At 37.0% G+C, this 25,034-nt stretch carries 22 protein-coding genes; 15 read left to right on the top strand and 7 right to left on the bottom strand.

Features of this window, described 5'->3' with window-relative positions; genetic code table 11:
* Positions 1-9: 9 nt before the first annotated feature.
* The 4 genes from QGN23_RS01870 to QGN23_RS01855 form a co-directional block, all read right to left on the bottom strand.
* Positions 10-582, bottom strand: coding sequence for a cytochrome b/b6 domain-containing protein (locus tag QGN23_RS01870; RefSeq protein ID WP_282905340.1), 573 nt, complete (start codon positions 580-582; stop codon positions 10-12).
* Between the two features lie 21 nt (positions 583-603).
* Entirely contained in the window at positions 604-1,824 is a 1,221-nt protein-coding gene (locus QGN23_RS01865; RefSeq protein ID WP_282905339.1) for a TolC family protein, read from the bottom strand.
* Positions 1,825-1,958: 134 nt separating this feature from the next.
* Complete coding sequence (locus tag QGN23_RS01860; protein ID WP_282905338.1) at positions 1,959-5,135, bottom strand: efflux RND transporter permease subunit; 3,177 nt, start codon at positions 5,133-5,135, stop codon at positions 1,959-1,961.
* Positions 5,136-5,245: 110 nt separating this feature from the next.
* A complete protein-coding gene (locus QGN23_RS01855) occupies positions 5,246-5,545 on the bottom strand; it encodes a hypothetical protein (RefSeq protein ID WP_282905337.1) in 300 nt (99 codons plus the stop codon).
* A gap of 298 nt (positions 5,546-5,843) precedes the next feature.
* Between QGN23_RS01855 and lysS the strand changes: the two genes are divergently transcribed.
* The 6 genes from lysS to QGN23_RS01825 all read left to right on the top strand — a co-directional run bounded on the left by lysS (position 5,844) and on the right by QGN23_RS01825 (position 12,530).
* Positions 5,844-7,544 (top strand): lysine--tRNA ligase, encoded by a 1,701-nt coding sequence (gene lysS, locus QGN23_RS01850; protein ID WP_282905336.1) that lies wholly within the window; start codon positions 5,844-5,846, stop codon positions 7,542-7,544.
* A gap of 23 nt (positions 7,545-7,567) precedes the next feature.
* Positions 7,568-7,984, top strand: a complete 417-nt coding sequence (locus QGN23_RS01845; protein ID WP_282905335.1) for an OsmC family protein — start codon at positions 7,568-7,570, stop codon at positions 7,982-7,984.
* A 223-nt stretch (positions 7,985-8,207) separates the two neighbouring features.
* Positions 8,208-10,142 carry a DNA topoisomerase (ATP-hydrolyzing) subunit B gene (gyrB, locus tag QGN23_RS01840; protein ID WP_282905334.1) on the top strand — a complete coding sequence of 645 codons (1,935 nt, stop codon included), beginning with the start codon at positions 8,208-8,210 and terminating at the stop codon, positions 10,140-10,142.
* A gap of 146 nt (positions 10,143-10,288) precedes the next feature.
* Complete coding sequence (locus tag QGN23_RS01835; RefSeq protein WP_282905333.1) at positions 10,289-10,714, top strand: DUF5684 domain-containing protein; 426 nt, start codon at positions 10,289-10,291, stop codon at positions 10,712-10,714.
* Between the two features lie 103 nt (positions 10,715-10,817).
* Entirely contained in the window at positions 10,818-11,627 is an 810-nt protein-coding gene (locus QGN23_RS01830; protein WP_282905332.1) for an RsiV family protein, read from the top strand.
* A 51-nt stretch (positions 11,628-11,678) separates the two neighbouring features.
* Entirely contained in the window at positions 11,679-12,530 is an 852-nt protein-coding gene (locus QGN23_RS01825) for a diacylglycerol/lipid kinase family protein (RefSeq protein ID WP_282905331.1), read from the top strand.
* Positions 12,531-12,740: 210 nt separating this feature from the next.
* Here the strand turns inward: QGN23_RS01825 and QGN23_RS01820 are convergent, their stop codons facing one another.
* The gene (locus QGN23_RS01820) at positions 12,741-14,042 is read right to left on the bottom strand and encodes a cryptochrome/photolyase family protein (RefSeq protein ID WP_282905330.1); all 1,302 of its coding nucleotides are present in this window, start codon (positions 14,040-14,042) and stop codon (positions 12,741-12,743) included.
* Entirely contained in the window at positions 14,035-14,685 is a 651-nt protein-coding gene (locus QGN23_RS01815; protein ID WP_282905329.1) for a MarR family winged helix-turn-helix transcriptional regulator, read from the bottom strand. The genes QGN23_RS01820 and QGN23_RS01815 overlap by 8 nt, the downstream gene beginning before the upstream one ends.
* A 280-nt stretch (positions 14,686-14,965) precedes the next feature.
* Between QGN23_RS01815 and QGN23_RS01810 the strand changes: the two genes are divergently transcribed.
* The 7 genes from QGN23_RS01810 to QGN23_RS01780 are packed head-to-tail and all read left to right on the top strand — an operon-like array spanning position 14,966 to position 20,832.
* The gene (locus tag QGN23_RS01810; RefSeq protein WP_282905328.1) at positions 14,966-16,435 is read left to right on the top strand and encodes a phytoene desaturase family protein; all 1,470 of its coding nucleotides are present in this window, start codon (positions 14,966-14,968) and stop codon (positions 16,433-16,435) included.
* Positions 16,436-16,437: 2 nt separating this feature from the next.
* On the top strand, positions 16,438-17,283 hold the full coding sequence (locus QGN23_RS01805) for a phytoene/squalene synthase family protein (protein WP_282905327.1): 846 nt from the start codon (positions 16,438-16,440) through the stop codon (positions 17,281-17,283).
* Positions 17,283-17,741, top strand: a complete 459-nt coding sequence (locus QGN23_RS01800) for a hypothetical protein (protein ID WP_282905326.1) — start codon at positions 17,283-17,285, stop codon at positions 17,739-17,741. Before QGN23_RS01805 ends, QGN23_RS01800 begins: the two co-directional genes overlap by 1 nt.
* 1 nt (position 17,742) lies before the next feature.
* Positions 17,743-18,216, top strand: a complete 474-nt coding sequence (locus QGN23_RS01795; RefSeq protein WP_282905325.1) for a sterol desaturase family protein — start codon at positions 17,743-17,745, stop codon at positions 18,214-18,216.
* 3 nt (positions 18,217-18,219) lie between these two features.
* On the top strand, positions 18,220-18,933 hold the full coding sequence (locus QGN23_RS01790) for a lycopene cyclase domain-containing protein (RefSeq protein ID WP_282905324.1): 714 nt from the start codon (positions 18,220-18,222) through the stop codon (positions 18,931-18,933).
* On the top strand, positions 18,923-19,408 hold the full coding sequence (locus QGN23_RS01785; protein WP_282905323.1) for an SRPBCC family protein: 486 nt from the start codon (positions 18,923-18,925) through the stop codon (positions 19,406-19,408). Before QGN23_RS01790 ends, QGN23_RS01785 begins: the two co-directional genes overlap by 11 nt.
* Positions 19,405-20,832 (top strand): SDR family oxidoreductase, encoded by a 1,428-nt coding sequence (locus tag QGN23_RS01780; RefSeq protein ID WP_282905322.1) that lies wholly within the window; start codon positions 19,405-19,407, stop codon positions 20,830-20,832. Before QGN23_RS01785 ends, QGN23_RS01780 begins: the two co-directional genes overlap by 4 nt.
* Positions 20,833-20,969: 137 nt before the next feature.
* Here the strand turns inward: QGN23_RS01780 and ggt are convergent, their stop codons facing one another.
* Positions 20,970-22,655, bottom strand: a complete 1,686-nt coding sequence (gene ggt / locus QGN23_RS01775; protein ID WP_282905321.1) for a gamma-glutamyltransferase — start codon at positions 22,653-22,655, stop codon at positions 20,970-20,972.
* A 245-nt stretch (positions 22,656-22,900) separates the two neighbouring features.
* Here ggt and QGN23_RS01770 point away from each other — a divergent pair, with 245 nt between their 5' ends.
* Positions 22,901-23,866, top strand: a complete 966-nt coding sequence (locus QGN23_RS01770; RefSeq protein ID WP_282905320.1) for an NAD-dependent epimerase/dehydratase family protein — start codon at positions 22,901-22,903, stop codon at positions 23,864-23,866.
* Positions 23,867-24,273: 407 nt separating this feature from the next.
* Positions 24,274-25,026, top strand: coding sequence for a polysaccharide deacetylase family protein (locus QGN23_RS01765; RefSeq protein WP_282905319.1), 753 nt, complete (start codon positions 24,274-24,276; stop codon positions 25,024-25,026).
* The last annotated feature ends 8 nt before the right edge of the window (positions 25,027-25,034 follow it).

The raw sequence follows: 25,034 nt of genomic DNA, 5'->3' as shown, positions 1-25,034 counted from the left end.
AAAATTTTATTATTCAGAATCACCGCCAATCATTTTGGAGGTTATTCCTTTTCGATTCGTATTTTCGGAAATCGCGACGCCGGCGAAGTGCAAAAGAATAAAGACTGGAGTCCAGTAAACCGCGAATTTGTGAACGGTTTCTGCAAGATCTGCCAAAGATTTTGTGCCGATTTCATATTTTAGAATTCCACCGGTAATTATTTGTACGGCAATCAAAAGATAAAAGGCGAGGTAAATAAAACCTTGGAATTTATCCTTGTTTGAAGCATTTTTTACGAATGGATTTGGAAATTTAATTCCCTTTACCATCATATAAATTATCCTTGCAATGAATGCAAAAGTAATAATATAGGCCGCATAAACATGCCACTCAAACATAGGATCCTGAACGGAATGAACGATGGTTCGCAGGCTTTGTGTATCCAGATTTAAATTCTTTATTTCCACATTTTTATTCATTGCATCAGAAATTACGGTTTTGCTCATCCAGTACAGTCTCAGAAATCCGGTGGTGAATAAAACAAGCATCACTGCGGCAAAAACCCAGTGAAGGATTCGGTGAAGGACGGTATATGTTTTCATTTTGATGAAATTGTTAAATTATTATTGAGTTAAATTGTTCAGTTGAATGATTTTCTCATTCAGCATTTTTTGAGAGTCTATCATTTTATTTTGAATCTCTAAACTTTGGTTGATTAAAATGGACCATTCCAGATAGTTGATTTCGCCTTCATAATAAAGCCGGTTGGCGGTTTTCAGGATGGTTTCAGCATTCTTTAATCCGCTGGTTTTATAATAACTGGTTTCGCTTTTCAGTTTTTCATAATCTGAAAACAATGATGCATATTGATTTTTAAGATTTCTGGAACCCAATTCATAATTATTTTCAGCAATCAACTGATTGATTTTCTGCCCTTCGATTAGAGATTTTTGCGCTCCGTTGAAAAGTGGAATTCCCACGCCAATCATTCCGGAGTGAAAACGCGCTGATCTTTCATAAAAGTGATTATCTGCGCCATTTCCGTACATGCTGGAATTGTTGTAACCGATATTGAAAGTCGGCAGCAATTTCGATTTTTCCACATTCAGTTTGGCCAGTTCTATGCTTTTCTGTTGCTCAAGTTGTTTTAAAATGACTGGATTTCCGGCGAAATTCAAATCCTGATTTTCAACGTTCATTTCATAGAAACCAGAAGTTTCATTCGAATAGATCACGTCATCATTAAGCAAATAATTAAATTGATAAAGAGAAATTTCTCTATCTTTTTTCAGATTCGCCAATTGAATTTCCGCCTGACTTCGGTAATTTTCTGCTGTTGTTTTTTCCAGAATATTGCTTTCGCCTTTTTTCAAACGGAGTTCAGCCCGTTTGTAATAATTGATATAAATAGAATCGGCTCTCAAAAGCAATTTTTCTTTTTCATTCTGGTAATTGAGTTCATTATAAATCAAAGCGATTTCGCGCTTTAGCTGCCATTTTTGAATATCTAAATTGAGCATGGAATTTTTCCATTCTTCCATCAAAACCTTTTTTTGGGAATTGTAGAATCCGGGTAATCTAAACGTTTGACTGACGGAAAATTTATTGTCGGCATAGGCCGAATTAATCTGCCCTATTTCTCCGGAAATATTTAAAGGATCCACAATGGCGTACGATTTTTTAATTTTTTCCTGATAATCGATCCGGAGTTGTCCGTTTTTTAAGTTCAGATTATTTTTAAAGGCTTTTTCGTAGGCAGATTCCAGAGAAATCGGCGTTTGTGCTTTCAATTGAATGGCTAGCAAAACTGAAAATGCTGTTATTATTTTTATAAGCTGTTTCATCTTTTTTAAATTTAATTAAAGTCATTGAGTGGGTGCTAAAATCTGCAGCCCGGCTTGAGCGGAAATCCTTTTGTGAGGAGGAACGACGAGCAAAAGATTGGGAGCGGAAGACGGAAATTGCTGCCCAAAAAATACTATTCATCTTCTTTGTATCCATCTTCTTCTTCACTTATTTCCTGAATTTTTTTGCGACGGTCGGGGAAATGTTCCTCAAACCAGATGTAAATTAAAGGCAATAAATAGAGCGTGAGGAAAGTCGCCAAAAGCAAACCGCCGATCACGACAGTTGCTAAAGGCCGCTGAACTTCTGCGCCTTCGCCGGTACTTAATGCCATCGGTAAAAATCCGAGCGAGGCGACCAAAGCCGTCATTAAAACGGGACGCAATCTTATTCTTCCGCCGATTTTAACGACGTCTTTTAAATCTGAATGATGCAATTTCTGTCGGTTGAATTCGGCGATCAATACGATTCCATTCAATACGGCGACTCCGAAAAGTGCGATGAAACCGACACCTGCGGAAATACTGAAATTCATTCCCCGAATCCAGAGCGAGAGGATTCCACCGATCATCGAAAGCGGAATGGCGGAGAAAATGAGCAACCCATATTTTACGGAATTAAAGGCGAAATAAAGCATCAGTAAAATCAACAGTAAACTGATGGGAACAGCGATCATTAAACGGGATTTTGCGTGTTGCAGGTTTTCAAAAGTTCCGCCATAAGAAATCGAATAACCCGGTGGAAGTTTGAACTCTTTTTCAACCACTTTCTGTAAATCCTCGACGGTTGACTGAATATCGCGGTTTCTGACATTGAAGCCGACGATGATTCTGCGTTGCGTATTTTCCCGCTGGATCTGGTTAACGCTTTCTTTGAGCTCAACTGAAGCGACGGTGCTCAATGGAATTTCAGTTCCGGCAGGTGTTGCAATAAGAAGATTATTAACATCCTCTACATTTTTTCTCTTTTCGCCATCCAAACGAACGACCAAATCGAATTTCTTCTCGCCCTCGAAAACGGAACCGGTAGATTGTCCGGCGAATGCGGTGTTCACAATGTTGTTGACGTCTTCTACATTTAAACCAAATTGTGAAAGCGCTTCTCTTTTGTAGGAAATTACAATTTGCGGCATTCCGGAAACAGGTTCTACATAAATATTTTGAGCACCATTGATTTTTTTTGAAATTTCGCCTAACTTTTCTGCGTACACTTTTAAAGTATCCAGATTTTCGCCATAGATTTTACAAACTACATCCTGTCTGGCACCCGTCATTAATTCGTTAAAACGCATGGCGACAGGATACTGGAAGGAATAAGTGATGCCTACCATATTTTTCTTTAATTCTGCAGACATTTTTTCTGCGAGATCGTCATAGGTTTTTGCGGAAGTCCATTCTTTTCGGGGTTTCAGAATGATCATCATATCGCTGGCGTCAATCGGCATGGGATCTGTGGGAATTTCGCTGCTTCCGGTTTTTCCAACGATCTTTTCTATTTCCGGAAATTTCTTCAATAAAACCTGTTGGGATTTCAAAACGGCATCCGTTGAAGTTTTCAGATTGCTTCCCGGTAAAACTCTGGTATCGACGGCGAAATCACCTTCCGGAAGTGATGGAATAAATTCGCCGCCTAATCTTGACATTACAAATAAAGACACGAAAAATAATCCGACAACGCTAAAGAAAACCAGATTTGGAATTTTTAAAACAAAATTTAAAGTCCGGTGATAAAAGATTTCGAATTTCTCCATCATCCTGTCTGAAAAGTTTTTCTTTAAATCAATTTTTTTAGAAAGAAAGAGGGAACTCATCATTGGAATATAAGTCAGTGACAGTATAAATGCTCCAAGCAGGGCGAATATTACGGTTTGTGCCATTGGTTTGAACATTTTTCCTTCAATTCCCTGCAAAGTTAAAATTGGCAGATAGACAATAAGAATAATAATCTGCCCGAAAACCGCTGAATTCATCATGGTACTTGAAGAAGTATAAACTTCGCGATCCATAAATTCCTGGGAAATCTTTTTATCCTGAAACTTGGTTAAATGTTTGAAACGGTGCAGAATGGCTTCGACAATAATCACGGCACCATCGACAATCAAACCGAAATCCAGTGCGCCCAAACTCATTAAGTTTCCGGAAACCCCGAAAATATTCATCATGATAATGGCAAAAAGCATTGCCAAAGGAATGACCGACGCAACCAATAAACCCGCGCGGAAATTCCCGAGAAATAAAACCAGTACAAAAACAACGATCAGTGCGCCTTCCAACAAGTTCTTACTTACGGTACTTATTGCGTTATTCACCATCTTGGTGCGGTCGAGAAAGGCATCTATTTTCACGCCTTCGGGAAGTGTTTTCTGGATTTCTGCGATTCTGGTTTTTACCTCCTTGATCACTTCGTTTGAGTTGGCACCTTTCATCATCATGACGACCGCGCCCGCAACTTCACCTTCGCCATCATAAGTCATCGCACCATACCGAATGGCTTTTCCATATTGGACTTTTGCAATATTTTTAATGAGAAGCGGCGTTCCGTCAGCCAAATTCCTGACCACTGTATTTTCAATATCAGAGATATGATTCATCAAGCCTTCCGTCCGGATGAACAAAACACTTGGGCCTTTTTCAATGTAGGCACCACCGGTATTTTGATTGTTTTTTTGGAGGGCATTAAAAACTTCCGAAATCGTTACACCCATTGATTTTAAAACAGCGGGATTTACGGCGACTTCATACTGTTTTAAATAGCCACCAAAGCTGGCGACATCTGCGACTCCTGGAGTTCCGAGCAATTGCCGGCGGACAATCCAATCCTGAATGGTTCGCAATTCCATGGGATTATAACGGTGTTCGTACCCTTTTTTCGGCCGGACAACATATTGATAAATTTCCCCTAAACCTGTAGAAATCGGCGCCATCTGTGGAACTCCCAAATTGGTGGGAATATCTTTGGAAACCTGTTGCAGTCTTTCTGCAACTTGCTGACGTGCGACCAACAGATCGACATCATCATGAAAAACAATGGTAATTACGGATAAACCAAAGCGCGAAAAACTCCGCATTTCTTTTATTCCCTGAATATTGTAATTAATCTGTTCTAAAGGGAAAGTGATAAAACGTTCTACATCCGGCGCGCCCAAACTTGGGGAAACCGTAATAATCTGAACCTGATTATCCGTAATATCAGGCACCGCATCGATGGGTAATTTTCTGAGTTCGAACAGTCCATAAATAATCAAACCAAGCGTCATTAAAATGATAATCAGTTTATTCTTTATAGAAAATTCTATAATTTTATTAAGCATTTTATAGGAAGTTTTGAGGGTCATCGGATATTTAAATCCTAATAACCGTTATATTAAAAGCTGTCAAACGTTAAAGATTTGACATCATAATACACACTGAAAATGTTTAATTAAATTTTTGGAGGCTCCCAAATCTGCTGAATTACAGCAGGATACATTTTTTCGGAATAAGAAAAATTATTGGAACGGTCAACGAAAACAAGTTGATGCTGCAAATTTAAACTTGGTTTCTCAGGCGGAATGTTCAATGTGATTAAAACACCTGAACAATCTTGCGTTTTGAAAGGCAACTGCAAGTCCTGTTTGTAATCACCGTCTTTGATCTGCTCATCGATGTAATGCATTTTCATAAATGCATAAATGGACATCTCATTATCAGCTGATTTGTGAGAAATAAAATGTTCAACCAATCTGGGTATTTTCGCTAATTGCCGAACCTCGCTAAAAGAAGTGAGATAAGTTAAAAGCAAAAAGTAAATAAACCATTTTTTCACATGACAAATATAAAGAGAATACTTGATAAAAAGAAGCAAAATAAGAATTTGGAAACGATACAAATAGTTCTCTTTCCTGGCAGAATTAATCCAAAATATTAATTTAATAAACCCAAAGAAATCCCTACGTTCAATTTATATCCTATCTCTTTTCACTACTTCTGCACTTCGCGAAAAATTTACTAAATTTGCACACTTTAAAATAGCAAGAAAAATGCAGTTATCAGAACAGGAAATCATCAGAAGAGAAAAGCTACAAACCCTGGAAAAAATGGGGATCAACGCTTTTCCGGCCGAAGAATATAAAATTACAGAAACCACCAAAACCATCAAGCAGGATTTTGTTGAAGGTAAAAAAGTTACGATTGCAGGCCGATTGATGAGCCGAAGAATTCAGGGGAAAGCAAGTTTTGCCGAACTTCAGGATTCTGAGGGAAAAATTCAGGTTTATTTTAACCGTGACGAAATCTGTACTGGTGAAGACAAAACGCTTTATAACGACGTTTACAAACACCTTTTAGATATCGGTGATATTATCGGAATTGAAGGAGAACTCTTCAACACCCAAGTTGGTGAAATGACGGTAAAAGTTACCAATTTCAAAATTCTAACCAAAGCTTTACGTCCGCTCCCGTTACCTAAAGTGGATGCCGACGGAAATATTTTTGATGCATTCAACGATCCTGAACTTCGATACAGACAACGGTATGTAGATTTAGTCGTCAATCCTCAAGTGAAAGAAGTTTTCATTAAAAGAACAAAACTGTTCAATGCGATGCGAACCTACTTTAATAATGCCGGCTATTTCGAAGTGGAAACTCCTATTTTACAGGCGATTCCGGGTGGTGCTGCAGCAAAACCATTTATCACGCACCATAATGCTTTAGACATCCCATTATATTTAAGAATTGCCAACGAACTTTATTTGAAAAGACTTATTGTTGGTGGATTCGACGGTGTTTATGAATTCTCCAAAAACTTTAGAAATGAAGGAATGGACAGAACTCATAATCCGGAATTTACAGCAATGGAAATTTACGTTGCTTACAAAGATTACAACTGGATGATGGATTTCACCGAAAAACTGCTGGAATTTTCTGCAATTCAGGTGAATGGAACTACAGATTCTACTTTTGGCGAACATACCATCAGCTGGAAAGCACCTTATCCAAGAGTTTCGATGACTGAAGCCATTCAGAAATTTACAGGATTCGATATCACCGGGAAATCTGAGCAGGAACTTTTTGATTTTGCAAGATCAATTGGTGTTGAAGTGAATGAAACCATGGGGAAAGGAAAATTGATTGATGAAATTTTCGGTGAGAAATGTGAAGGAAACTTTATTCAGCCGACTTTCATTACCGACTACCCTATCGAAATGTCGCCATTAACAAAGAAACACAGAAGCAAAGAAGGTTTAACGGAACGTTTTGAATTAATGGTTTGTGGAAAAGAAATCGCAAATGCCTATTCAGAACTAAATGACCCTATTGACCAAAGAGAACGTTTTGAAGAACAGTTAAAACTTGCGGCAAAAGGGGATGATGAAGCAGGACAATTTATCGATGAAGACTTCCTGAGAGCCTTAGAATACGGAATGCCGCCAACTTCAGGATTGGGAATCGGTATGGACCGTTTGATTATGTTTTTAACGAACAATCCATCGATTCAGGAAGTTTTATTCTTCCCGCAAATGAAACCGGAAAAAGCAACTCCAACCTTCGAACTGGATGAAGATGAAAAAAAGGTTTTAGAAATTCTAAAAAGTCAGGAAGAACCAATGAATCTGGGACTTGTAAAGGTGAAAAGCGAACTTTCCGGTAAGAAATGGGACAAAGCCACGAAAAATTTAACAAAATATAATTTAGTGAAAATCGAAAAAATTGACGATATTGTATTGATGAAATTGGCCTAATCACCTAAATACAGAATATCATCATGAAAAGAAATGCAACAGCCATTTGGCAAGGTTCAGGTAAGGAAGGAAAAGGAACACTTACCACTCAAAGTACGGTTTTGAACCAGACGCAGTATTCCTATAATTCCCGTTTTGAAGAAGGCGTGGGAACAAATCCTGAAGAACTGATAGCCGCAGCTCACGCTGGTTGTTTCACCATGGCTTTATCCTTCAATATCGACCAGGCAGGCTTTAAAGCTGAAAACCTCGAAACGAAATGCGTCATCAATCTAGATCCCACGCAATTTAAAATTACAGAATCGAGTTTAACTTTAACGGCGACGGTTCCGGGAATTTCAAAAGAAAAATTTGATGAATTAGTTGCCGATGCAGAAAAAAACTGTCCGATTTCGAAATTATTAAATACTGAAATTAAAGTGGACGCAACTTTGGTTTAATTCAGTTTAAAATCATTTTACAGATCCAAATCCTCAAACTTTTGAGGATTTTTTCGTGAAGAAGATCTGCAATTTTATAGGTTCTTTAACTTTTATATTCCGGCGGAATTCAGTATCTTTGTTAGCCTTTTGAAATGGAGTATTTACACTCCTTTTTTCAGCAAACTTTAATTAAAATGTATTTAAAATTCAAAGCCAGTTCGCTTTGATGAACAGTAAAAATATGAGCCAAAAAGAATATACAGCGAGTAGTATACAAGCGTTAGAAGGAATGGAGCATGTGAGAATGCGGCCATCAATGTACATCGGAGATGTAGGATCCAGAGGTCTGCATCATTTGGTCTATGAAGTAATCGACAACTCTATTGATGAAGCCCTGGCAGGACACTGCGACACGATTTCTGTAGTGATCCACGAAGGCGAATCCGTTAGTGTCAAAGATAATGGCCGTGGTATTCCTGTGGATTTCCACGAAAAAGAGCAAAAATCCGCTCTGGAAGTGGTAATGACCAAGATCGGTGCCGGTGGAAAATTCGATAAAGATTCTTACAAAGTTTCCGGAGGTCTTCACGGTGTGGGAGTTTCCTGTGTGAATGCACTTTCTAATTCGCTGATCGCGACTGTTTATAAAGACGGTAAAATTTATCAGCAAAAATATTCCAAAGGAAAGGCTTTGGCAGATGTAGCAGAAATCGGAACAACTACTGAAAGAGGAACAGAAGTTTTCTTTCAGCCGGATGATACGATTTTCCAGGAATTGGTTTATAACTACGATACTTTAGCAAGCAGACTCCGCGAACTTTCTTATCTGAATAAAGGCATCACCATCACTTTGACGGATGAAAGAGTTGTAGATGAAGAAGGCGTACAGAAACATGACACATTCCACTCTGAAGGTGGTTTAAAAGAGTTTGTAGAATACATCGACGGAAACCGTGAAAGCATCATGAATAATGTAATTTTCATGGAAGGTGAAAAAGACAGTATTCCTGTGGAAGTTGCCATGAGATACAACACTTCTTATACTGAGAATCTTCACTCTTACGTGAACAATATTAATACGCATGAAGGTGGAACTCACCTTGCGGGTTTCAGAAGAGCGCTAACGAGAACATTAAAGAAATTTGCTGATGAACTAGGACTTCCCGCAAAAGAAAAAGTAGAAGTTACCGGTGATGATTTCCGTGAGGGATTAACTGCAGTAATTTCGGTAAAAGTAATGGAGCCTCAGTTCGAAGGACAAACCAAAACGAAATTAGGAAACTCAGAAGTTGCCGGCGCGGTTGACAAAATCGTGGGTGAAATGCTTTCTAATTTCTTAGAAGAAAATCCAAGCGAAGCCAAACTCATCGTACAAAAAGTAGTTCTTGCAGCGAAAGCGAGACAGGCTGCGAAAAAAGCAAGAGAGCTCGTTCAGCGTAAATCGCCGATGGGCGGAAGTGGACTTCCGGGAAAACTTTCCGACTGTTCTTCCAAAGATCCTGCTATTTCTGAACTGTTTCTAGTCGAGGGAGATTCAGCAGGTGGAACTGCAAAACAAGGCCGTGACCGTCATTTTCAGGCGATCCTTCCTTTGCGTGGTAAAATCCTGAACGTTGAAAAATCAATGGTTCACAAAGTTTACGACAACGAAGAAATCAAGAATATCTACACTGCACTGGGCGTTTCTGTAGGAACTGAAGAAGACAGTAAAGCTCTGAATATCGCAAAATTACGTTACCACAAAGTGGTGATTATGACCGATGCGGATATTGACGGAGCTCACATTTCCACTTTGATCCTCACCTTTTTCTTTAGATATATGAAGGAATTAATCGAGAACGGATATATCTATATCGCTCAACCTCCTTTATATTTATTGAAAAAAGGAAACAAAAAAATCTATGCTTACAACGAGAAAGAACGCGAAGAGGTTACTCTTGAGTTGTCCCCAGACGGAAAAGGTGTAGAAGTTCAGCGTTATAAAGGTCTTGGGGAAATGAACCCGGAACAGCTTTGGGATACCACTTTGAATCCTGAACGCAGAATCCTGAAACAAGTTACCATTGAAAGTTTAGCAGAGGCAGACAACGTATTCTCAATGTTAATGGGTGATGAAGTACCACCAAGAAGAGATTTCATCGAGAAAAACGCGATCTATGCGAAAATTGATGTTTAATTGTCTTTAATAAATTATTAAAAAGCTGTTCATGTATTTGAACAGCTTTTTTTATGGCATCATCATTCTGACTTAACAATAAGTAAGAATTTAATTCATTTCATTAAATAATATTATATATTTGATAAAATTTAAAATAATAAACTATGATGACTTTATTACAGACTAATCCTTATGATGGAATGAATTCCGGCGATGTGGCAGGCGCTATGGCAATGGGTTTAGGAATGCTTATTTTCTACTTATTTGTCTATTTATTCTTTTCGTTCTGTCTCTACAAAATTTTTCAGAAAGCAGGAAGAGAAGATGCCTGGGCAGCATTTATTCCAATTTACAACACTATTGTTTTGCTTGACATCGTTAAAAAACCTATTTGGTGGTTTATCATGTTGCTGATTCCATTACTCAATATCATTTTCGGAATTATGATGGCAGACCGCTTATCCAAATTCTTCGGTAAAGATACTTTAATGACGGTTCTTTTGGTGATATTGCCATTTATCGGTTTTCCGGTTCTCGCTTTCGGCGATTCAGTTTATAACCCAAACGCTTTGCCTGACGACAGAAAATAACGATGATTATTTTTGTAAGGAGCCGTCAATTTGACGGTTTTTTTTAAACCTTAAAATTTGAATTTCCACTTTTATAAGTTATATATTTTTATTAAATTTCAGAATGAAAAATTTATTGGTCATATCAGTCATATTTGCAGTTTCATTCATGAGTTGTAACAAAGAAAAATCTACCACCGAAACGTCGAATGAAACCGTTGAAAAAATCACTGCTACCACCGGAAACTTTCCGCTTGATTCCGTGAAAGTGAACGATTCGCTAAAAATTGACAAAAATCTCACCGTCAAATTTCAATCTAAAATATTGCTTTTTCCAACTCTTAAAAACAAAACACTTTTAGATTCTATTTATGCTCCAAAAGAAATTCGGTTAGATGAATATTCCAAAGCCAATATCGCGGCGGCACTAGATTTAAAAATGAAAGAATTTTATGAAGAAGAGAAGAATGCCTTACAAGATTACAAACCTGAATTCGCCCAAAACTGGGAAAAAAATTCGGATATGAATCTGGTTTCTCACCGAAATAATTTCCTGACTGTTCAGTACACTGGCGATGGCTATACGGGTGGCGCTCACGGCTATTATTTTGAAACTTATAAAGTTTTTGACTTACAGAACAATAAAACGCTGCAATTAGCAGACATTCTTTCTAATCAGGATTCCGCTTTATGGAATCCAATTCTAATGGCCAATTTTACTCAAAATGATGGAGATAAAGGTCAAGTTGAAATGCTCTTAGTCAAAGAAATCCCATTGAATAACAATTTTTATTTTGATGATAAAAACCTTTATTTCCTTTATAACCAGTATGAAATAACCGCGTATGCGGCGGGTACGGTTTTAATCAAAGTTCCTCTTTCGGATATTAAACCACTTTTAACAGACGAGTTCATCAAACGACAAAATTTATAAAATTTCTTAAAAGCAGGTTTTTATCGCTTGCTTTTTCTATTTTTGCCAACCATGAAGAATGTCGCCTTTATTATCAATCCTTTTTCCGCAAAGAAAAACTACCAGCCTTTTTTGGATTCCCTTCAAAAACAGGTTGAAAACCCTCATTTCTATATCTCAGAATCTTTAGAGGGAACTGAACAGTTCATTAGTGACAATTTTGCAAACGTTGATATTTTTGTTGCCGTAGGTGGCGACGGAACTATTTCTTCCGTCGCGAAGCAGTTGATTAATACCGGTAAAATCCTGGCCATTTTTCCGGCAGGTTCAGGAAACGGATTTTCAAATGAAACGAATTTTACTAAAAATCTGGATGAGCTTTTAGCAAAAATAAAAGCAAATAAATACCGGGAAATAGACACTTTTAAAGTGAATGACCGGCTTTCAATTAATGTTTCAGGAACGGGTTTCGATGGAAAAGTGGTCAGGGAATTTGAAAAAACAAGCCGCGGTTTTAAAAACTATATTAAAACGTCGATAAAAACTTTCTTTAATTATAAACCGATCCAAGTGAAATTTTCGTCAGAAGAGTTTAAGAAACACAATGGCGAATATTTAATGTTAAACGTCGCCAATACCCGGCAGTTCGGGAATAATGCTTATATCGCTCCGCACGCAAGTACGGTGGATGGTTTGGCAGAAATTGTTTTGGTGAAAAAATTCCCTTTGCATCATGGTGCCGCATTTGCCTTCAGAATGTTTTCTAAAACGTTAAAAGAAAACAAATATGTAACTTTCCTTTCTGTCCCGGAAATTGATTTTACAGTGGATACCAAAGACTGGCATTTAGACGGTGAATACAACGAAATCGACTCTCCTATTCATATTAAAGTGCTACCTAAAAGTCTGAAGATTTTGATGTAAACTAGGATTTTTACCGCAAAAAAAACAACAGATTTTCATCATTTTTAAGGTATTAAAAAGAATAAAAAGTTCATAGTGGAATTTCCGAGAGAACCTTAATGCTCTTAATTCCTTCATGAAAAACTTAATGGTTAATTTTTGAATAAAAATTTTACTAATCTTTTTTTTCGCATTTCGCATAAAAGCTTTTGTCTGTTATGCATTAAAAAATCACAGATCCTGCAATCCTTTTTTATACGTTTCCAAAGCACGCAAACGCGCAAATTTGTGTTCAACAGCCGGTTCCGGATAATCTTTTGTTCCGAATTCTTTTACCCATTTTTTAATATATTTAAAATCAGGATCGAATTTTTTCTGTTGTTCTTCCGGATTGAAAACTCGAAAATAAGGCGCCGAATCACAACCCGTTCCCGCACTCCACTGCCAGTTTCCATTATTTGCAGACAAATCGTAATCTAATAATTTTTCCGCAAAATAGGCTTCACCAATTCGCCAGTCCATTAAAAGATGTTTGGTAAAGAAACTTGCACAAACCATTCTTACGCGGTTGTGCATCAAACCTGTTTCGTTGAGTTCCCGCATTCCGGCATCTACAAGTGGATATCCGGTTTGTCCTTCCTGCCATTTTTGTAAAAGTTCTTCGTCATACAACCATTGAATATTGTCGTATTTTCTTTTGAAGGATTCATGTACCACTTTCGGAAAATGATAGAGAATCTGCATAAAAAATTCCCGCCAAATCAATTCCTTTAAATAAGTCTCATTCAGTTTTCTGGCTTCAGCAGCCAGTTTTCTAATGCTTACTGTCCCGAAACGAAGATGAACACTCATTTCAGAAGTTGGCGTCGTCGGGAAATTGCGGGTTTCGTGATAATTCTTCAAAATTTCACGATTTATGGTTGGAGCTTCAAACTGATAAACTGTCTTTTTGAATCCTATTTTTTGCAGGGAAATTTCCTGCTTTTCTACATCAAGTAAATGATGAAGGAGTTTCTCACTGGGATAAGACTCCTCTTCTTCATCATTATACATTTTTAACCACTGCTTTGAATAGGGCGTGTAAATTGTGTACGGACTTCCGTCGGACTTTAAAATATCGCCTTTATGAAAAAGGACCTGATCTTTATAAGACTGAAATCCAATATTTTTTTCACTTAAGAACTGCGCAATTTCATCATCTCGTTTAATGGCTTGCGGTTCATAATCTTCATTGCAGAAAACGTTTTCTATGTCGTAATTCTCAATAAGTTCTTTAAATATATTTAAAGGTTTCCCATGAAAAATCTTAATTGATTTTCCCGATTTTTCTAAAAACTGATTCAAAATCTGCAAAACCTGAACAATAAAGTCGACTCTTTTATCTTCCTTATTTTCGAGTTTCAAAAGAATTTCGGTATCGAAAATAAAAATGGGTAAAACGTTTTCAGCAGATTTCAGCGCTTCAAATAATCCGTGATTATCAGACAATCTCAAATCTCTCCGGAACCAAAATATAGAAACTTTTTCAGTCATGATCTACCATTTGAAAGATTCTCACCAATTCTTCATTTTTAAAATTCGTGTAAACGGTGTGGTGAAAAGTGTTTAGTTTTTTCAAATAATTCAGCAAATTTTCTTTTTCTTCCCCGTTGAGTTTTCCGCACATAATTTTAGAGACCATGGTGATCTCTTTCATCGATTTCAGGAAAACTTTTTTTCCTTTTTCAGTTACCGAAATACGGGTGCTCCTTTTATCATTTTGGTCGGGACTTTCCACTAACAGACCATTTTTCACCAACCTTTTGATAATTTCGATACCGGTTTGTTTTTCATGAGCATTTTTTTCAATCAACTGCATTTTGGTCAGTGACGGATAATCCATCATTCTGAAAAGATAGGTAAAATCTTCATTAACTAAATTAGGATTACCATCCAAAGACTTACGAATCAATTGTTTAGAATACCGACCGAGCATAATTACCTGTTTAGCAATTTCGTTTTCAAGATCGTTCACTTCCAGATCAAACTTTTCGGTTAAATTTCTGGGGTTTTCTTTTTCGTAGGCTTTTTCATTGAGATACATTCTGAAATCTTCCAGCGTTTTTTGACTTCCCGGCTGAATTTTCTGAAAAGAATCGAGTTCTTTTAAAATCTCTATAATTAAATTTAATTCCATGGTTCACTAAAGTTTTTGAAGTTCCTCAAAATACCTTACAAAGATACTTCACTTAGAATATTTTATAAGAATTTAACCTCGCAAAATACGTTCGAACACTTCGTAATTCACTTTTCATCCTTTTATATAAATATTATGAAGGTATGCGTCATAAAGATCTAAAATTTTTCTGCCGGTGAATCCGTATTTTTCTTATCTTATTACTAACATTTGACAAATTTAGTAAATATATTTTCTATTTATAAAATAAAAGTATATTTTTGTTCCATTATTAAAAGAGATGAAAAAAGTAATCATTATCGGATCCGGATTTTCCGCTATTGCTTCTGCCTGTTACATGGCTAAAGCAGGGTATTCTGTTCAGGTTTTAGAAAAAAATGAACAGTTAGGCGGCCGTGCTTCTATGCTGGAAATTGATGGATTTAAATTTGACATGGGACCAAGTTGGTATTGGATGCCGGATATTTTCGAACGATTTTTTGCCGATTTTGGCAAAAATGTTTCTGATTATTATGAATTAAAGAAGTTATCTCCCGGTTACAGAGTTATTTTCGGGAAAGATGACTATATCGATATTTCTGATGAACCCGAAAAAATCATTGCCAAATTTGAAGAAGTAGAACCAGGAAGCGGAAAACATCTGCGCAAATTCATGGAAGATTCCCGCAAGAATTACGAAATCGCCATGAAAGATTTGGTGTATAATCCCGGAAAATCTTTATTAGAACTGGTCAGTTTAGAGACTGCCATCAGATTAAATTTGTTTGTTCAAAACATTTCGCAGACGGTAAGAAAGAACATCAGAAATCCAAAACTTCAAAGCATTCTGGAATTTCCCGTTCTTTTTTTGGGAGCGAAACCTCAGAATACACCGGCGTTTTATAACTTTATGAATCACGCTGATTTTGGTTTGGGAACCTGGTATCCGAAAGGAGGTTTTAATGCAGTTGCTTTAGGAATGGTGAAATTGGCGAAAGAACTGGGCGTTGAATTTCACCTTAATCAAAATGTAATTCAAATTGAAACTGAAAGCACTAAAGCAACAAAAGTTATTACAACAACTGATTCTTTCGAAACAGATTTGGTAATTTCCGGCGCGGATTATGCTCATACCGAGCAACTTTTAAATCCTGATCAAAAAAACTACAGCGACAAATATTGGCAGAAGAAAGTGTTCGCGCCGTCTTCCTTCTTATATTATGTAGCCTTTGATAAAAAAGTTCCGGAACTGCAGCATCACAATTTATTCTTTGATACCGATTTCGGGCAACATGCAGTTGACATTTATGATGAACCGAAGCTGCCAACGAAACCTTTGTTCTACGCAAATTTCTCTTCGAAAACCGACTTAAATTTATGTCCGGAAGGAAAAGAAGTTGGTTTTTTTCTAATTCCTGTAGCCGTAGATTTAGAGGACAGTCAGGAAATTCATGATCAATATTTTGAATTAATAATGGATCGTGTAGAAAAAAATATTGGGGTGGATTTACGAAGCTCTGTATTGTTCAAGAAAAGTTTTGGCGTACAGGATTTCAAAGAGCGGTACAACTCTTGCCGTGGAAATGCGTACGGTTTGGCCAACACCTTATTACAGACTTCGGTTTTGCGACCGAGCATCAGCAATAAAAAACTTAAGAATCTTTTCTACACCGGTCAATTAACCGTTCCCGGTCCAGGAGTTCCGCCCGCTTTAATCTCCGGAAAAGTAGTGACAGATTACATTCTTCAACATCAAAACAAAATATTCTAACCATGAATAATTTAGAAATTTTCAATGCATTTTGTGGGCAATCTTCGAAGATGGTCACCGAAAAATACAGCACCTCATTTTACAAGGCGTCTTCTCTTTTTCAACCGGAAATCCGCCAGCATATCTATAACATTTACGGATTTGTACGATTGGCAGATGAGATTGTGGATACTTTTCACGATTATGACAAAGTTAAATTAATGGCAGAATTTGAGAGAAATTATCATTCTGCAAAAGAAAACGGTATTTCCCTCAATCCAATTTTACATTCCTTCTGTTTAACGCAGCGTGAGAAAAATATTCCGCAGGATTTGGTTGATGCTTTTCTGCATTCAATGAAAATGGATTTGGGAGAAATTAAAGATCTGAATGATGAAAAATACAACGAATATATTTACGGTTCTGCTGAAGTTGTAGGGTTGATGTGTCTTAAAGTCTTTGTTAATGGCAATATAGAAGAATATGAAAAGTTAAAACCTTATGCACAGAGTTTAGGAGCCGCTTTTCAAAAGATTAATTTTTTAAGGGACATCAGCGCTGATTTTCTTGATCTCAACCGGACTTATTTTCCGGGAGTCGATTTTAAAAACTTTTCCGAAAAAGATAAAATCGAAATTGAAAAAGATATCGCCAAAGATTTCGAACACGCTAAAATTGGAATTAAAATGCTTCCAATTTCAAGCAGGTTAGCCGTTTTTATGGCCTACAAATATTACTTTAATTTGTTTAAGAAAATAAGAAGGACAAAACCAGAATTGCTTTTAACCAAAAGAATACGCGTTTCAAATGCCCGAAAAATGTACCTCTTTGGAGAAATGATTTTAAACAAAAATCTGAATCTGCTGTAATGAAAAAATTGAGTTTGCTATTAATCCTATTGATTTCCAATATCATGTTTTCTCAAAATGTTAAAGAATTACGAACTTTGCTAAAAACGGGTGAAAGTTCTGAAAAATCAGCAAAAATATTGATTGAAAAATCCAGCACTGCTTACCGGAATTCGAAAGAACCGATTTACGGGGGATTTTTGGCGGTCGGGAAATTCTTTATGGCAAAACATGCCTTTAATCCACTGAAGAAAATGTCTTACTTTAATGAGGGAAAGAGAACAATGGAACAGGCTTTAAAAGCAGATCCTAAAAATTTAGAAATCAGATTAATGCGTTTAATCACCCAGGAAAAAACGCCCTCGATTTTAGGATACAACCAGCAGATTAAAGAAGACCGGAATTTTTTAGCGCAGGAATACAAAAACACAAATGATGAAGATTTGAAACTATACATCAAAGATTATTTAAAATTATAAAATGGAAATTATTGGATATATCCTGTTAACAATCGCAATTGTTATCAGCATGGAAGGCGTTACCTGGCTTACGCACAAATACATCATGCACGGTTTGGGTTGGTATTTGCACGAAGATCATCATCAACCCGGTTACCCTCATGTATTTGAAAAAAACGATGCTTTTTTTGTCGTTTTCGCAATCCCGAGTATTTTGCTTTTTTACTTCGGAACGCGTGGCGAACTGAACTGGATGTTCTTCGTCGGCTTAGGAATTTTAATTTACGGAATGTGTTATTTTCTGGTTCACGATGTCTTAATTCACCGCCGTTTCAAATGGTTTGATAAAACCAATAACTGGTATTTCCGTGGGTTGAGAAAAGCACACAAAATGCACCATAAACATTTAGGAAAAGAAGAAGGAGAATGTTTCGGGATGTTATTCGTGCCACTACATTACTTCAAAGAAGCCCGATTATCAACTTTAAAAAAATAAATTTTGCAATCGTATTATTACTTACTTTTAGATATTTTCAGTTTTTTAATTCCTTTTCTCTACAGTTTTGAGAAGAAAAGAATGCATTTCATTCAGCACTGGAAAGCTTATTTCACCTCGATTATGACGGTCGGAATTTTCTTTATTCTGTGGGACAGTTATTTCGCTTATCAAAATGTCTGGGCTTTTAATGACCAATATTTAGTCGGTTTCAGGATTCTTAAATTGCCGGTTGAGGAATGGTTATTTTTCTTGCTGATTCCTTATGCAAGTATCTTTATTCATTATTCTTTAAAATATTTCTTTCCGAATATTGAATTATCTGCAAAGGTGACGAAATGGATTACTTACGTTCTTTTCGCGGTCGGTTTATTGCTAACCGTTTTTAATTATGATAAAATGTACACCTTTGTTTGTATCGGATTATTTACATTATTAATGTTAGGTCAGATTATTTTTGAGTGGAAATATGCACAACGGTTTTACCTGAGTTTCATCATTATATTTATCCCTTTCTACTTTGTAAATTCGGCTTTAACAGGAAGTTATTCTGATTTGCCCGTCGTTTCTTATGACGACACTCAGAATCTGGGAATCCGGATGGGAACGATTCCGGTGGAAGACAGTTTTTACTGTTTCGCCCTGCTCTACTCGATTACGCTTTTGTTCGAATATTTAAAAACCAAGAAATTATTTAAATCCACCGATGAAAATTAATTTAACCAAACAATCAGGAATTTACACGTTGACTTCCGAACAAATTTTACCGCTTTCACTTGATAAAGCTTGGAAATTCTTTACATTGCCAACGAATTTAGATAAAATCACGCCGAAAGAAATGGATTTTAGGATCACCAATAATCCACCGGACAAAACGTACAAAGGTCAAATTATCACTTATAAAATCGGCGTTTTACCATTTATAAAATCGAACTGGATTACAGAAATCACGCATTTGGAAGATCATAAGTTTTTTGTGGATGAACAAAGATTCGGTCCCTATGCGATGTGGCATCACGAACATCATTTTGAAGAAGTAGCAAATGGAAAAGTGAAAATGACCGACATCATTAATTTCAAAATGCCCTTCGGAATTTTAGGAGATTTTCTGGCCGGAAAATTGGTGCGGAATAAAGTGAAATTCATCTTTGAAAGCCGTTTCAAAATTTTAGAAAAAACATTTGCATCATGAAAATTTTTCTTACAGGCGTTACCGGTTATATTGGCAAAAGACTTCTGATTCAGTTGCTGGAAGAAGGTCATCATGTGGTATGTTCTGTAAGGGATAAAAATCGTTTCGGGCTTAAATTATTTAAAGAAAAACTCAATCAAATTGAAGTTATTGAGAATGATTTTTTAGACGTAAATTCTTTAAATACGATTCCGCAAGATATAGAAGCAGCTTATTATTTAATTCATTCGATGTCTTCCAGCGAAGGAGATTTTCAGGAAAAGGAAAAAATTTCCGCAGAGAATTTTCGCCATGCTTTAGAAAAAACTTCGGTAAAACAGGTGATTTTTCTGACAGGAATTATTAATGAACAAAAACTTTCCAAACATCTTCAATCCAGGAAAAATGTAGAAGAAGCACTGAAAAGTTCTGTTTACAGCTTAACCAGTCTTCGGGCCGGGATTATCGTGGGTTCGGGAAGTGCGTCTTTTGAAATCATTAGAGATCTGGTTGAAAAATTACCGGTCATGATTACGCCGAAATGGCTCAATACCAAATGTCAGCCGATCGCGATAAGAAATGTGATGCAGTTTTTGGTAGGCGTTTTGGGAAAAGAATTTACCTATAATCAAAATTACGATATCGCCGGGACCGACATTCTCACTTACAAAGAAATGCTTTTGCAGTACGCAGAAATCCGGGGTTTGAAACGTCATATTTTCATCGTTCCGGTGATGACGCCGAAACTGTCTTCTTACTGGCTGTATTTTGTGACTTCTACCAGTTATTTCCTGGCAAAAAACTTAGTTGATTCGATGAAAATCGATGTGGTCGCCCAGCAAAATACTTTGGCAGAGCAGTTAAACATTCACCTTTTTTCTTATCAGGAAGCGATTCGTCAGGCATTTGATAAAATCAAGCAGAATGATGTTTTGTCGAGTTGGTTTGATTCCTTCAGCAATCAGTTTCACAGCCGCCAAGTCTGGCAATATTTAGAAGTTCCAGACGAAGGTTGTTTTAAAGATGTCCGGGAAATAAAAGTGGATGATGAAGCAGCAACTTTAGAACGGATTTTCAGTATCGGGGGAAAAACCGGTTGGTATTATGCAGATTTCCTTTGGCGGATCCGTGGATTTTTAGATAAACTTTTTGGCGGTGTTGGTTTAAGACGGGGCCGCAGAAATGTTAATCATTTAGAAGCCGGGGATTCTGTAGATTTTTGGCGGGTTTTGTACGCTGACAGAGATAAAAAACGGCTTTTGCTTTTTGCCGAAATGAAACTTCCGGGGGAAGCCTGGCTGGAATTTAAAATCAAAAATGGCATCCTACATCAGGAAGCTACTTTTCGTCCGCTTGGTTTATCGGGAAGACTGTATTGGTATTCTGTCCTGCCTTTTCACGGTTTGATCTTTAATGGAATGCTGAAAAAATTAGCAGGGAAATAAATTTTTATCGATCGATAAAAACCTTTTATTGTATTTTTTTAACCAATCTCTAAAATTTCTAAATCGAAATCTGGTTTATACGAAAGTACTTTTTCTCTTATAAAATTTTTATTTCCGTTATTTTTTATCATCTTAAATTATTCTACTCCCACCGAATCATCGCCACGTCCGTCTGCGACAGCAACTGCATTCCCTTTTTCGTCGATAACGATCATTTCTGTTCTTCCGATTTGGGAAACCCTTTCGATTTTATAATTCATTTTTTCTAAAGCCGTTATCGTTGTTTCCGGAAAATTCTTCTCTACCATAACGGTTTCCGGAAGCCACTGATGATGAAATTTCGGGGTATTTACCGACATATTCGGGCTCAGTTTAAAATCAATCACATTCACAATCGATTGGTAAACCGAAGTTGGAATCGTAGTCCCGCCAGGAGTTCCCACGATGATATACGGTTTTCCATTTTTCAAAACGATGGTTGGCGTCATTGAACTCAACATTCTTTTTCCCGGTTGAATGGAGTTAGCTTCACCGCCAACAGCACCAAACATATTGGGAACACCTGGTTTTACGGAGAAATCATCCATTTCGTTGTTCAGGAAAAAACCTGCACCGGAAACGACCACTTTGCTTCCGTACAACCCGTTCAAGGTTGTTGTAACCGCCACAGCATTTCCGTCTTTATCTACGATGGAGATGTGCGTAGTTTCTGTAGATTCTTTGGGTTGCGGAATAATTTTTCCGACTTCTGAACTTGGAGTCGCTGCATTTTTATTAAAAGATTTCCAGCGGTTTTTCAGATACTCATCGGAAATCAACATTTCTGTTTTATCTTTAATAAATCCGGGATCTCCCATATATTCTGCTCTGTCCGCAAAAGCGCGGCGCTCGGCTTCCACCATAATTTGCACGGCCGGCGTAGAGTTCTGTTGGTACTTTTCGACATTTTCGAAACTGCTCATTTTCAGCATTTGGGCTAAAAGAATTCCGCCGCTGGAAGGCAAAGGCATGGATACGATTTCGTTTCCTTTGTAATTAAAAGTGATGGGTTTTCTTTCCACTACTTTATAATTCTTCAGATCATTTAAAGTAATAATTCCGTTTCCGCGCTTCATTTCCTCAATAATCAACTGAGCGATTTTCCCTTCATAAAAACCTTTTGCGCCGTTTTTCTGAATCAGTTTTAATGTTGCTGCCAATTCTTTCTGAATGAGAATGTCGCCCTGTTTCCATGGTGTTGCTTTCTGAAAAACGGTTTTATTTTTATTATGCTGGTTAAAGAATTCCATTTGATTATTGAGCAAATCGGCTTCTTTCTCTGTGATTGCAAAACCTTTCTCCGCTAAATTGATTGCCGGCTGAATCAGTTTTTCCATCGGCAATTTCGCATATTTCAAGGTCGCATAAAATCCGGCAATAGAACCGGGAATCCCGACTGCCAATCTTCCGTTTTGAGACAGATCGGTATTGGCATTTCCTTTTTTATCAAGATACATATCTCTGAATGACTTCTCCGGTGCGGTTTCGCGGAAATCGATGGTAAATTTCTCACCGTTATTTTTTACGCCAACTAAAAAACCACCGCCACCGATATTTCCGGCTTGCGGATAAACGACTGCTAAAGCGTATTGAGTTGCGATGACTGCATCGTAAGCATTGCCGCCCATTTTCATGATTTTCGCTCCGGCTTCACTTGCTAATGGATGTGCAGAAACGACCAAACCTTTTTCTTTGGTATGAATTTCTTTTACAATATTAATGTCGGTGAATTGCGCAAAAGCAAATTGGGAAATAACAACGAATGATAACAGCAGTTTTTTCATGACTAAAAATTTATCAAAAATAACGAAAATGGATGGATTGGCGACGATTTTCATTTCGAATCCTAATTTGCGACCCGACTTGAATGGAGCTCTTTTTACGGAACGAAGTGGAAAAAAACTGGTAACGCTTCGAGAGACTCCGTCTAAATTTCAGGCGGAAACAGTCGCCCAAAAAATTATTTTAAAAATACTATTCCTTATGCTATCTGATTTTGCTAAATTTGTGCGAAATCTAAACTTTAAATATGGAATCCTACACGGAAAAAATACTTATCACCGGTGCTCTGGGACAAATCGGCACCGAACTTACGAATAAATTAGTTGAAATTCACGGCGCGGAAAATGTGGTAGCTTCCGGACTTGACCGTTGGGATAAAAACCTGACTTCCGCGGGATTCTATGAGAGGATGGATGTGACCAATACACAATTGGTAAGACAGGTTATTAAAGATTACGAAATCACTACAGTATATCACCTGGCATCTTTGCTGTCGGGAACTTCTGAGAAACAGCCGCTTTTTGCCTGGAAACTGAATATCGAACCTTTGCTTCAGTTCTGTGAAATGGCGAAAGAAGGTTTGCTCAAGAAAATTTTCTGGCCAAGTTCTATTGCCGTTTTCGGCACAGGAATTCCGAAAGAAAACGTTGGGCAGAATGTTGTTTTGAATCCGACGACCGTGTACGGAATTTCGAAAATGGCGGGTGAAAAATGGTGCGAATATTACCATAATAAATTCGGAGTTGATGTAAGAAGTATTCGTTATCCCGGTTTGATTTCCTGGAAAACTCCTGCTGGTGGCGGAACGACAGATTACGCGGTAGAAATTTTTTATGAAGCCGTAGAACAAGGAAAATACACGAGTTTTATTTCTGAAAATACAGGAATGCCAATGCTTTATATGAATGACGCAATTAAGGCAACGCTTGATTTAATGAATGCTCCGAAAGAAAACCTGACCGTTCATACCGCATATAATTTAGGAGGAATGTCTTTCACGCCAAAAGAACTGGCGGAAGAAATCAAGAAAGAAATGCCGGATTTCACGATTGATTACCAACCGGATTTCCGTCAGCAGATCGCGGATTCCTGGCCGGCTTCCATCGATGATACGGTGGCGAAAAAAGACTGGGGACTTTCTTATGATTACGGCATCAGCGAAATGACGAAAGATATGCTGGAAAATCTGAAAGTGAAGCTGGCGAAAAACTAGTCATTTACTAGAAACATTTGAATTTTAACTGTAAAAGGCAATTTTATAAAATGCGGCGTTCGTTACTTTCTTGTTGAAAAAACTATTAATTTTTCAACATTAAGGAATTAAGAGGCTTAAGGTTTTTTTACTGTAATAACCCAAATCGGATTTTGTTTTTTGATTAATTTATTAAGGGAAATCAACAGATTTTTGGTAGTAAGAAAATTAAGAATCCCTTCGGAAATTGAAACAATACAGTTCTTTTTTAAACTTTTGACCGACTTAAACATTTTGATCTTTTCTGTTTATTTGGTTAAAAAACGAAGATCGTTTCTATAATAATTAACAATCTGCAACGTCAAAGGTATTTCTTCCGATGAGTTTGCAGATTTTTTTATACTTTCACCAAAACAATCTGCTGATCAATGGTTTTACTCACTTTTAATATTATCAATCCTGACTGGGCATTTAAAAACATCGGTGGATTGAGGAATCAGGATCTTTTAGAAATCACAATTCAAAATACAAAAGCAGTTCTGCGAAGCCTGGAAAGCAAAGAAATCCGCGCAACTTTTTTCATCGAAATCTCACTTATTCCCCAGCTCGATACATTGATTAAAAAAATAATCGATGAAGGTCATGAAATTTCTTTTTATCATATTGATTCCAGTTTAGAGGAAATTGAACGCATTAAGAAAAACACGGAAGAACTTATTGAAAAGCAAATCCGTGGAATTCGGATGAAGGAAAATGCTTTTGATTTGAATGAAATTCTACATTTGCGGTTCACTTATGTTTCCCTAATCGAAGAAACCTCTTTTGCATTTCCTTTTAAAAGATTTGAGAGAAAAGCTCCTATCATCGAAAAGAATGGGCTGAGTATTCTGCACGAAAGCATTTCCAGGTATTCTCAAATCCCTTACAATGATTTTATTTTTCAAATAATGCCGCTTTCTTATTATGAAAAAATGGTGGTAGAAACCATTAAAAAAGATGACTTTGTTTTATTTTACCTTAATTCCTGGCAGTTTACGGACTTTGATAAAGATAAATTTGAAATTTCATTTTTTAAAAAATACAATTCGGGCCAAAAGTTACAGGATAAATTAGAAGCGTTTTTAACCTGGATCAATGAAGCTGAACTCGCCCACTCAAGAATGAAAGATTTCGCGTTTTAGACTTCGTA

It is taken from the genome of Chryseobacterium gotjawalense, assembly GCF_030012525.1.
GTDB lineage: Bacteria > Bacteroidota > Bacteroidia > Flavobacteriales > Weeksellaceae > Kaistella > Kaistella gotjawalense.
The sequence above is the reverse complement of the archived record's forward strand: the minus strand, read 5'-3'. Positions and strand labels throughout refer to the sequence as shown.